6 protein-coding genes and 1 pseudogene are annotated in these 10,561 nt (G+C 70.8%); 4 read left to right on the top strand and 3 right to left on the bottom strand.

The window, feature by feature from the left end; translation table 11 throughout:
- The first annotated feature begins 81 nt into the window (after nucleotides 1-81).
- The 3 genes from metH to CH341_RS22960 all read left to right on the top strand — a co-directional run bounded on the left by metH (nucleotide 82) and on the right by CH341_RS22960 (nucleotide 7,084).
- The gene (metH, locus tag CH341_RS22970) at nucleotides 82-3,840 is read left to right on the top strand and encodes a methionine synthase (RefSeq protein ID WP_111421316.1); all 3,759 of its coding nucleotides are present in this window, start codon (nucleotides 82-84) and stop codon (nucleotides 3,838-3,840) included.
- A gap of 119 nt (nucleotides 3,841-3,959) precedes the next feature.
- The gene (locus CH341_RS22965; RefSeq protein WP_111421315.1) at nucleotides 3,960-6,131 is read left to right on the top strand and encodes a VTT domain-containing protein; all 2,172 of its coding nucleotides are present in this window, start codon (nucleotides 3,960-3,962) and stop codon (nucleotides 6,129-6,131) included.
- A gap of 149 nt (nucleotides 6,132-6,280) precedes the next feature.
- Nucleotides 6,281-7,084: an endonuclease/exonuclease/phosphatase family protein gene (locus CH341_RS22960; RefSeq protein WP_111421319.1), complete on the top strand. Its 804-nt coding sequence runs from the start codon at nucleotides 6,281-6,283 to the stop codon at nucleotides 7,082-7,084.
- Here CH341_RS22960 and CH341_RS22955 read toward each other — a convergent pair.
- From CH341_RS22955 to CH341_RS22945, 3 genes are all read right to left on the bottom strand, one after another.
- Nucleotides 7,009-7,611, bottom strand: coding sequence for a cysteine hydrolase family protein (locus CH341_RS22955; RefSeq protein ID WP_111421318.1), 603 nt, complete (start codon nucleotides 7,609-7,611; stop codon nucleotides 7,009-7,011). The genes CH341_RS22960 and CH341_RS22955 overlap by 76 nt on opposite strands.
- Before the next feature lie 457 nt (nucleotides 7,612-8,068).
- Nucleotides 8,069-8,443: a protease inhibitor I42 family protein gene (locus CH341_RS22950; RefSeq protein WP_170149769.1), complete on the bottom strand. Its 375-nt coding sequence runs from the start codon at nucleotides 8,441-8,443 to the stop codon at nucleotides 8,069-8,071.
- A 236-nt stretch (nucleotides 8,444-8,679) separates the two neighbouring features.
- On the bottom strand, nucleotides 8,680-9,978 hold the full coding sequence (locus tag CH341_RS22945) for an amidase (RefSeq protein ID WP_245431209.1): 1,299 nt from the start codon (nucleotides 9,976-9,978) through the stop codon (nucleotides 8,680-8,682).
- Nucleotides 9,979-10,173: 195 nt separating this feature from the next.
- Here CH341_RS22945 and CH341_RS22940 point away from each other — a divergent pair.
- A pseudogene (locus CH341_RS22940) lies at nucleotides 10,174-10,561 on the top strand (extensin family protein); the annotation flags it as partial.

The raw sequence follows: 10,561 nt of genomic DNA, 5'->3' as shown, positions 1-10,561 counted from the left end.
GCGCCTCGCGCGCCCCGACCCTCCCCCTCCAGGGGAGGGTGACGTGAATTCCGCGTACGAGCCGAATTTGGAAACCCGACCATGACCAAGCCCCTTGCTCCGTCCGAAACCGAGACTGCGCTGCGCGCGCTGGCGCGTGAGAAGATCCTGGTGCTGGACGGCGCCATGGGAACGCAGATCCAGGAGCTGAAGCTCGACGAGGCCGCCTTCCGGGGCGAGCGCTTCGCGGATTTCTCGCGCGACCTGCGCGGCAACAACGATCTCCTGATCATCACCCGGCCCGATGCGGTGCGGGCCATCCATCTGGCCTACTTCCGCGCCGGCGCCGACATCGTCTCGACCAACACGTTCTCGTCCACCCGCATCGCCCAGGCCGACTACGGCCTCGAGGACGTCGTCTACGAGCTCAACGAGGCCGGCGCGCGGCTCGCCCGCGAGGCCGCGACGCAGGCCGAGGCCGAGGACGGCAAGCGCCGCTTCGTCGCCGGCGCCATCGGCCCGACCAACCGCACCGCCTCGATCTCGCCCGACGTCTCCAATCCGAGCTTTCGCGCCATCACGTTCGACGAGCTGCGGGTGGCCTATGCCGAGCAGGTGCGGGGCCTGATCGCCGGCGGCGCCGACCTGCTGCTGATCGAGACCGTGTTCGACACGCTCAACGCCAAGGCCGCCGTCTTCGCCATCGAGGAGGTCCTGGACGAGATCGGCCGCCGCGTGCCGGTGATGATCTCGGGCACCATCACGGATCTCTCGGGCCGCATGCTGTCGGGCCAGACGCCGGAGGCGTTCTGGAACTCGGTGCGGCACGCGAGGCCCCTCACCATCGGCCTCAACTGCGCGCTCGGCGCCAAGGAGATGCGCGCCCACATCGCCGAGATTTCGCGCGTCGCCGACACGCTGGTCTGCGCCTACCCGAATGCCGGCCTGCCCAACGAGTTCGGCCTCTACGACGAGAGCCCCGAGTTCATGGCCGAGCTCGTCGGCGAGTTCGCCGGCGCCGGCCTGGTCAACGTGGTCGGCGGCTGCTGCGGCACCACGCCGGCGCATATCCGGGCGATCGCCCAGGCCGTCGCCGGCAAGGCGCCCAGGGAGGTGGCGCAGCCGAAGCCGTTTCTGAGGCTGTCGGGGCTCGAGCCGTTCACGCTGACGCCGGAGATTCCCTTCGTGAACGTCGGCGAGCGCACCAATGTCACCGGCTCGGCGAAGTTCAGGAAGCTGATCAAGGCCGGCGACTACGCCGCCGCCCTGTCGGTGGCGCGCGAGCAGGTCGAGAACGGCGCCCAGGTGATCGACGTCAACATGGACGAGGGCCTGCTCGACTCCCAGGCCGTGATGACGACCTTCCTCAATCTGGTGGCGGCCGAGCCCGACGTCGCCCGGGTGCCCGTGATGGTCGACTCCTCGAAGTTCGACGTCATCGAGGCCGGCCTGAAATGCATCCAGGGCAAGGCGATCGTGAACTCGATCTCGCTGAAGGAAGGCGAGGAGGCGTTCGTCCGCCACGCCCGCACGGTGCTGCGCTACGGCGCCGCCGCCGTCGTGATGGCGTTCGACGAGCAGGGCCAGGCCGACACGGTCGAGCGCAAGATCTCGATCTGCAAGCGCGCCTACGACATCCTGGTGAATCAGGTCGGCTTCCCGCCCGAGGACATCGTGTTCGACCCGAACGTCTTCGCGGTGGCGACCGGCATCGAGGAGCACGACGGCTACGGCCTCGCCTTCATCGAGGCGACGCGCTGGATCCGGCAGAACCTGCCGGGCGCGCACGTCTCGGGCGGCGTGTCGAACCTGTCGTTCTCGTTCCGCGGCAACGAGCCGGTGCGCGAGGCGATGCACTCGGTGTTCCTCTATCACGCGATCCAGGCCGGCATGGATATGGGCATCGTCAATGCCGGCCAGATGGCCGTCTACGACGACCTCGATCCGGAGTTGCGCGAGGCCTGCGAGGACGTGATCCTGGCGCGCCGCAAGGACGCCTCGGAACGCCTGCTCGCCGTCGCCGAGCGGTATCGCGGCCAGACCCGCGAGGTCACCGAGGCGATCCTGGAATGGCGCGGCTGGCCGGTCGAGAAGCGGCTCACCCATTCGCTCGTCCACGGCGTGACGGACTTCATCGCGCAGGACGTCGAGGAGGCGCGTCTCGCCGCGCGCCGTCCGCTCGACGTGATCGAAGGCCCGCTGATGGCCGGCATGAACGTGGTCGGCGACCTGTTCGGCGCCGGCAAGATGTTCCTGCCCCAGGTGGTGAAGTCGGCCCGCGTGATGAAGCAGGCGGTCGCCTATCTGATGCCGTTCATGGAGGAGGAGAAGGCGAAGAGCGGCGACACCCGCAAGAGCGCCGCCGGCAAGATCGTGCTCGCCACCGTGAAGGGCGACGTCCACGACATCGGCAAGAACATCGTCGGCGTCGTGCTCCAGTGCAACAATTACGAGGTCGTCGATCTCGGCGTGATGGTGCCGGCGGCCAAGATCCTCGAGGCCGCCAAGGCCGAGCAGGCCGACCTGATCGGGCTCTCCGGCCTGATCACGCCGTCGCTCGACGAGATGTGCCACGTCGCCGCCGAGATGGAGCGCCAGGGTTTCGATGTTCCTCTCCTCATCGGGGGGGCCACCACCAGCCGTGTCCACACGGCTGTGAAAATCGATCCGAACTATCGGCGCGGCCAGGCCGTCTACGTCAACGACGCGAGCCGGGCGGTCGGCGTCATGTCGGCGCTGCTGTCGAAGGAGCAGCGCGGGCCGTATGTCGACGAGGTGCGGCGCGAGTACGCCCGGCTCTCCGCCGCGCATGCCCGCGGTGAGGAGCAGAAGAAGCGCCTCGGTCTCGCCGCAGCGCGCAAGAACGCGCTGAAGCTCGACTGGTCGGGCGCCTATGTGCCGCCGAAGCCGAGCTTCGTCGGTCGCCGCGTGTTCGAGCCCTACGATCTCGCCGCGCTGGTGCCCTATATCGACTGGTCGCCGTTCTTCTCCACCTGGGAGCTGACCGGCAAGTATCCGGCCATCCTGGAGGACGCGACCGTCGGCGAGGCGGCCCGCGCGCTGTTCGCCGACGCCCAGACGATGCTCGACACCATCGTTCGCGAAGGATGGTTCAAGGCGTCGGCCGTGGTCGGGTTCTGGCCGGCGGCCGCCGAAGGCGACGACATCGTGCTGTTCGCGGACGAGAGCCGGACGGAGCGGCGCACCGTGCTGCACACGCTGCGCCAGCAGCTCTCGCGGCGCGAGGGCCGCGCCAATGTGGCGCTCGCCGATTTCGTCGCGCCGGTGGCGAGCGGGCTCGCCGATCACGTCGGCGGCTTCATCGTCACGGCGGGGCTCGGCGAGGACGCCGTGGCGGACCGCTTCAAGGGCGCCAACGACGACTACTCCTCCATCATGGTCAAGGCGCTGGCCGACCGTCTGGCCGAGGCGTTCGCCGAGCGCATGCACCAGACCGTACGCCGCGAGCTGTGGGGCTACGCGCCCGACGAGACGTTCGGCGCGAGCGATCTGATCGCGGAGAAATACCGCGGCATTCGGCCGGCGCCGGGCTATCCGGCGCAGCCCGACCATACCGAGAAGGGCACGCTGTTCGATCTTCTCGGCGGCGCCGACATCGGCGTGTCGCTCACCGAGAGCTTCGCCATGTGGCCGGGCGCCTCGGTGTCGGGGCTCTATTTCAGCCACCCCGAGGCGCACTACTTCGGCGTCGGCAAGATCGAGCGCGACCAGGTCGAGGACTACGCGGCCCGCAAGGGCTGGAGCGTGGAGGAGGGCGAGCGCTGGCTGGCGCCGATCCTCAACTACGACCCGCGCAGCCTCTCCGAGGACGCCCGCGCCGCCTCCGTCGCGGCCGAGTAGAGTTGCCGCGAGCGCCGTTGTTTCACCTCTCCCCGCGCGGGGAGAGGTGAAAACGGCACCAAACCTCGTCTCGTGCGTTATCGGCGCGAACCCGAGATCCTCCGGAACCCGCCCGCCCGATGCCCGTCGACGTGCTCCCCGTGACGACCGACCGCATCCTCCGTCCCGGGCGGAACGTCTGGCGCGTCGAGGCGGCGCCTCGTGCCGCGGTGCTGATCGACGGCGAGAGCTATTTCGCCGCGCTCCGGCGGTCGCTGCTGCGGGCGCGACATTCTGTCCTGGTGGTCGGCTGGGACATCCACAGCCAGACGCGGCTGCCGCGCTGCCTGCCGGCGCCGGACGGCCTGTCCGCGCAGGACCGTGAGGCGGACGATCTGCCCGAGACGCTGGTCGACTTCCTCGCGGCGCTCGCCGCGCGCCGGCCCGAGCTGACCATCCGGCTCCTGCTGTGGAACTACTCGGTGCTGTTCGCCGCGGAGCGCGAGTGGTTTCCGACGCTGGTCATCGACGAGCGGACCCCGCCCCAGGTGATGCTGCGGCTCGACGACCGGCTGCCGTTCGGCTCCTCCCAGCATCAGAAGATCGTGCTGGTCGACGACGCCGTCGCCTTCTCGGGTGGCATCGATCTCACCATCCGGCGCTGGGACCGCCGCGGGCATCACCCGTCCGATCCCGACCGGGTCGATCCGGACGGCGTGCCCTATGCGCCGTTCCACGACGTGCAGCTCGTCACCGACGGCGACGCGGCGCGCGCACTGGGCGAGGTCGCCAAGACGCGCTGGCGGCACGCCACCGGCGAGGATCTCGCGACCGTCGGGGCCGAGCACGATCCCTGGCCGGACGGCGTCGCCCCCGACATCCGCGACACGCGCCTCGCCATCGCCCGCACGGTGCCGTGCTGCCGCGACGACGAGCCGGAGGTGCGCGAGGTCGAGGCGCTGTTCCTCGACAGCGTCGATGCGGCGCGGCGCAGCATCTACATCGAGAATCAGTTCGTCACCGCGACGCATGTCGCGGAGCGGATCGCCGCGCACATGCAGCGTGTGCCCGGGCTGGAGCTGCTGGTCGTCACGCCCCGGCAGTATCATTCCTGGATCGAGGCCAACACCATGCATGCGGGCCGGGCCCGCTTCCGCCGCATCTTGGAGGAGGCCGGCGTCGCGGACCGCGCGCGCTTCCTGTTCCCGCAGGTGCGCGCCGGCGACACCGTCGCCGACACCATGGTGCATTCCAAGGTGATGGTGGTCGACGACAGGCTGCTGCGGGTCGGCTCGGCCAATCTCAACAACCGCTCGATGGGCGCCGACGCCGAATGCGACGTCGCGCTGGAGGCGGCCACCGAGGCCGAGCGGCGCGCCGTCGCGCGCATCCGCAACCGCCTGATCGCCGACCATTGCGGCGTCTCCGAGCAGGCCGTGGCCGACGCGCTGGTGCGCACCGGCTCGCTGCTGCGTGCCGCCGAGACGCTGTCGGGCGACGGCCACCGGCTCTGCCCGGTCAGCGATCCGGACGAGCCGCCGGGCGTGCTCGCCGACTCGATCGAGCCGATCGCCGACCCGTACCGCCCGATCTCGGTCGAAGCCGTCACCACCCGGGTGATGGGCCCGGCGCGGGCGCGCCGGCTGCCCGGCATCGTCAAGGCGGGCGCCGTGTTCCTGGTCGTCCTCGCCGTGGTGCTGGCCTGGCGCTTCACGCCGCTGGCGCAGTTCGCCGACATCGAGCGGGTGCGCGCCGTGCTCGAAGGGCTCGGCGACCTGTGGGCGCCGGTCGCCGTGCTCGGCATCTACGTGGTCGGCGGGCTGCTCGGCTTTCCCGTGACGGTGCTGATCGCGGCGACCGCCATGGTGTTCGGCGCCTGGCTCGGCATCCTCTACGCCGCCGCCGGCGCGCTGGTGTCGGCGGCGGTCGGCTTCGCCATCGGGGCCGGGCTGGGGCAGAAGCCGTTCATCGGCCTGCTCGGCCCGCGGCTCAACAAGATCAGGCGCGAGGTGACGCGACGCGGCGTGCTCGCCATCGCGGCGATCCGGCTGCTGCCGATCGCGCCCTTCACGGTGATCAATCTGCTGTCGGGCGCCAGCGGCGTGCGCTTCGTCGACTTCATCGGCGGCACCGCGCTCGGCCTGGCGCCCGGCATCGTCGCCATGTCGGCCTTCGGCGAGCAGCTGCTCGGCGTGATCCAGAATCCGACGCCCGGCCGCATCGCCATGGCGGTCGCGCTGCTCGCCGGCTGGATCGGCATCGTGTTCGGCCTGCAGGCGCTCGTCTCGCGCCGGGGGAGCCGCGAGCCGTGAAGACCGCGGCGCTCGGTGCCGACTCGTCCGGCCTCGTGGTGAGGAGCGATCCGAAGGATCGCGTCTCGAACCATGCGGCCACGGCTGCGGCCGCCCCGTCCTTCGAGACGGCCGCCTCGCGGCCTCCTCAGGACGAGGGCGGAGAAAGGATGTCCCGATCGGGAGGAACGAAGCCCGACGGCACTTTTCGGGTGATGACGTGGAACATCCACGGCGCGCTCGGCCGCAATCCCCGCTTCGACATCGCCCGCGTCCTCGAGCTGATCAAGCGGCACGACCCCGACATCGTCGCGCTGCAGGAGGTCGATTCGCGCCGCCCGCGCAGCGACGACACGGAGACGTTCGCCGTGGTCGAGCGCACGCTCGGCCATTACGGCCTCGGCGCCAAGACCATCGTCACGTCGGACGGCGCCTACGGGCAGATGCTGTTGAGCCGCTGGAAGCCGTCCCACTGGGACGTGCACGACATCTCGTTCCCGGAGCGCGAGCCGCGCCGCGCCATCGTGGCCGAGATCGTGACGCCGCACGGCCCGGCCCGCGTGATCGCCACGCATCTGGGCCTGAGCTTCGGCGAGCGCCGCACCCAAGTGCGCGCCTTGCTGGAGCTGATCGACGGCGGGCCGCAGACCACCGTCGTGGTCGGCGACTTCAACGACTGGCTGTTCGCCGGCTCGGTGCGAGCCGTGCTGCGCCGCGCCTGCCCGGGCCGCTCGCGCTTCCGCACGTTTCCGTCGTGGTGCCCGATGCTGCGGCTCGACCGGATTTATTGCCGCCCGGCCGAGGCGCTGGTGCACGCCTACACGGACCGCGCCGCCGCGGGAATTTCCGACCATCTCCCGGTGATCGCCGACGTGGTCGCCGTCCCGGTGGCGGCGGCTCAGTCGTCCAGCCTGTCGCACGACGAGACGATCGTCGCGAAACGGTCGGAGAGCGCGGCCAGCGCGTTGCGGTGAACCTCGGCGGCCGGGATCACGGCGCCGCTCAGCGGATCGCGCAGATCGCGCGTCGCCGTCGCGCCCGCCACCACGGTCGCCTTCAGGCCGAGATCGATGGCGCCGCGCGCCGTCGCCTCGATGCACATGTGCGTCATGAAGCCGACCAGCACCAGCGACGAGCGGTGCAGCGCGTGCAACCGGTCGGCCAGATCGGTCGAGGCGAAGGCGTTGGGCAGGCTCTTGGCGATCACCGGCTCGCCCGGCGCGGGCGCCGCCGGCGAGGCGATCTCGACGCCGCGCGAGCCGGGCGCGAACGGGCCGCTCGTGCTCTTGCCGTGATGCACGACATGGATGACCGGGGTCGTCGCCTTGCGGGCGCGCTCGAGCAGACGGCCGATCTCGGCGAGCGCCGGGTCGACGCCGGCGAGCGGCAGCGCGCCGTCGACATACTCCTGCTGCGCGTCGATCACGACCAGCACGGTCTCGGACAGACGCGCCGGCAGCGAGGTGACGCCGGCGAGCTCGAGCAGAGTTCTGGGGGACATCGTCATGAACTCCGGGAGGAGGCGACCAGGACTCGCGCCGCGGCGGAGGCAGGATTTAGCGAACGGGCCGAAGGATTCAAGCGGCGCGTGGCGGGGAGGGCAGGCACGTCGATCGCGTGAGGAAAGAAGAAATCCATGCCCCTGAAAACGAGACACCGGAGAATTGGTTCTCCGGTGTCGCAGCGGCGATGTTTCTCGCACGAGCCGGCCCGCTTGGCCGCGGGCGCGGTCCTATCCGATCAGAACGCGCCCAGCACGATGGCCGTGACGAAGACGAACACGGCGTAGATCGCGACGCGGTTCAGGTCGATCGAATGAACCAAGATGGTCTCCTCGGGACATTTGGATGGCGAAACCATAGCACACCCCGCGGACGTTCTGAAGTCGGAAACAATTGCGCGTTGCAACACTGGTGTGCGGTGCTTCCGCTCATTTTTACCACTAGATGAAAGCGCCGTCAGCGCACCTCGACCATCAGCGTATGCTCGCGGGCCGGCGGCTGATGCTCCCACGGCCGTTCGTAGACGAACCGCAGATCCGAATGTCCCGCCGCCACCCCGCGGAGCCGCCAACGATGCAGGCCGGCGGCGCCGAGCGCCGGGTCGCCGCTGCGCCGCTCGTGGCCGAGATCCTGGATGATGACGCCGGCCGTGTCCTTGCTGTGCTCGGGATCGTAGCGCCAGGAATAGCCGGTGGTGACGTTCTCCTCGAGCGACACCGTTGTCTCCTCGCCGGGCGCCAGCGTCACGGTCGCCGAGGTGACGCGCGCCTGCGTGGGCGTCTGCGCCGCGGCCGGCGCGGCGCCCACCAGCAGGGCCGATGCGAGCAGCACCGGGCCTGTCACGGCCGTGGGCCACGAGAGCAACGCAATCGATGTCGTGAAAAAAAGTCTCGCTCCCGAGAGACGATCCGGGGACCAGATACGCGGCATGACTCCTCGCCGAAAAATACGTCGTGCAGTGTGTGCGTCGTTCAGTGTGTGCGTGGTGCAGTGTGTGCGTGGTGCAGGGTGCGTCGTGCGGCCGTCGGCGCAGTGTATCGGTGCAGTTCGTCCCGATCCGGTCTCCGTCACGCGCCCGGTGAGGAAGCGATCGTGCGCTCGACGAACAAGGCGGCTTCGAGCGCCGCGCGGTCGCGTCCGAACCGGCCGACGATCTGGACGCCGAGCGGCAGGCCCGAGTCGTCGATCAAGCCTGGAACATTGATGCACGGCGTGCCCATCAGGGTCCATAGCCGGTTGAACGTAGACTGTCCGGTGGATTCCAGGCCGCGCGGCGCCGCCCCCGGGGCCGAGGGCGTCAGCAGCACGTCCACCTCGCCCATCAGGTCGGCCAGCGCGTGGCGCGCCCGCTTGGCGATCCGCCGCGCGTCGTCATAGGCCTCCGGCGTGATCGACGCAGCCGCGCCGAGATGCTCGCGCAGGCGCGGCCCGAGCCGGTCGCGATGGGTGTCGTATTCGTGCGCGAGCGCGCGGTAGGCCTCGTAGTCCTGGACCACGCCGTGCGCCCGGAAGGCGTCCTCGAACACGGGCGGCAGCGCCACCTCGCGGACGCTGGCGCCGGCCGCTTCGGCGAGCCGGGCGGCGCGCTCCACGGCGGCCCGCATGGCCGGGCTCGCCTGCGGCCAGATGTGCGGACGGGCGAGGCCGATGCGCGGCGCGGCCGGCGCGGCGCGGTCGACCCGCAGATCCCGCCCGGTCAGCGCCGCGGCCGCGTAGGCGACGTCGGCGATGCCGGCCGCGAACAGGCCGGCCGTGTCGAGCGACCAGGAGAAGGTCTTGCAGCCGACCATCGGCAGCAGCCGGTAGGACGGCTTGTAGGCGGCGACGCCGCAGAAGGCGCCCGGCCGCACCATCGAGCCGCCCGTCTGCGTGCCGACCGCCACCGCCACCATGCCGGCCGCCACCGCCGCGGCCGAGCCCGACGACGAGCCGCCCGGCGTGTGCGCGGGATCGTGCGGATTCCTGGTCGCGCCGGCGTCCATGAAGGCGAACTGCGTCGTCACGGTCTTGCCGAGCAGGAGCCCGCCGGCCCGCCGGATCATGCACACCAGCGCCGCGTCGGTCGCCGGCCGGTAGCCGGCATAGATCGGCGAGCCGTAGCCGGTCGGCAGGTCGGCCGTCTCAAAAATGTCCTTCACGCCGACCGGCAGCCCGCGCAGCGGCGTTTTCGCGAGCGCCGCGCCGTCCGCCTTCGCCCGCGCCTCGGCACCTGCGAGATCGAGCGCCGCGAACGCCCCGATGGTCGCGTCCCCGGCCGCGATCGCCTCGGCGCACCGCGCGACCACATCGGCCGGCGTGATCTCGCCGCCCTCGATCCGGCGGGCGAGATCGAGAGCGGACAGCGGGCGGACCAGCGGATTCGACACGGGCGGGCTTCCTTCGGGACGGGGAGAGTCGGCAGGCGGTGGTGGCGTTATGCCGGAACGCGGGCGGCGATCAAGCGCCAGCGTCGCATGCCCTCGGGTGGACCTCACGCGGCCGTGACCGGAAACACGCAGCTCCGGTATAACCGTCCGGTAACGTCAAGGGCTCCTTAACCGGGTCGCCGGCATTGTCGCGGGATGACGCGCGACGTTCGTTTGTATCTCGTCGGCTCGCTCGTTCTCCTCACGCTCGCCGGTTGCGCCCGCAACTTCATGGCGCAGCGCGAGCCATGGCGGCGTGAGGCGGAGGTTCAGTGCCTCAAGGGCGGCTCCGTGAAGCAGGGGCCCGCCGTCGCGTTGCTGTCGCCGATCGACGGGCCCGGCATGTGCGGGGCCGATTTTCCCCTGAAAGTGGCGGCGCTCGGCGAGAGCCAGACGCTCGGCTATGCCGACGATCCGATCCGCCCGCCCGGCGCCGTGCCGCAGGGCTCGGCCGGCGGGCAGGCGCCGCCCGGGCGAGTCCTCGGCGCGCCGCCCGGCTATCTGCGCGTGCCCTCCGGTCCGCCGCCGGCGACGCGTCCGGCCA

The organism is Rhodoplanes roseus, assembly GCF_003258865.1.
GTDB lineage: Bacteria > Pseudomonadota > Alphaproteobacteria > Rhizobiales > Xanthobacteraceae > Rhodoplanes > Rhodoplanes roseus.
Note: the sequence above shows the minus strand (reverse complement) of the source record. Positions and strands in the feature narration are given on the sequence as shown.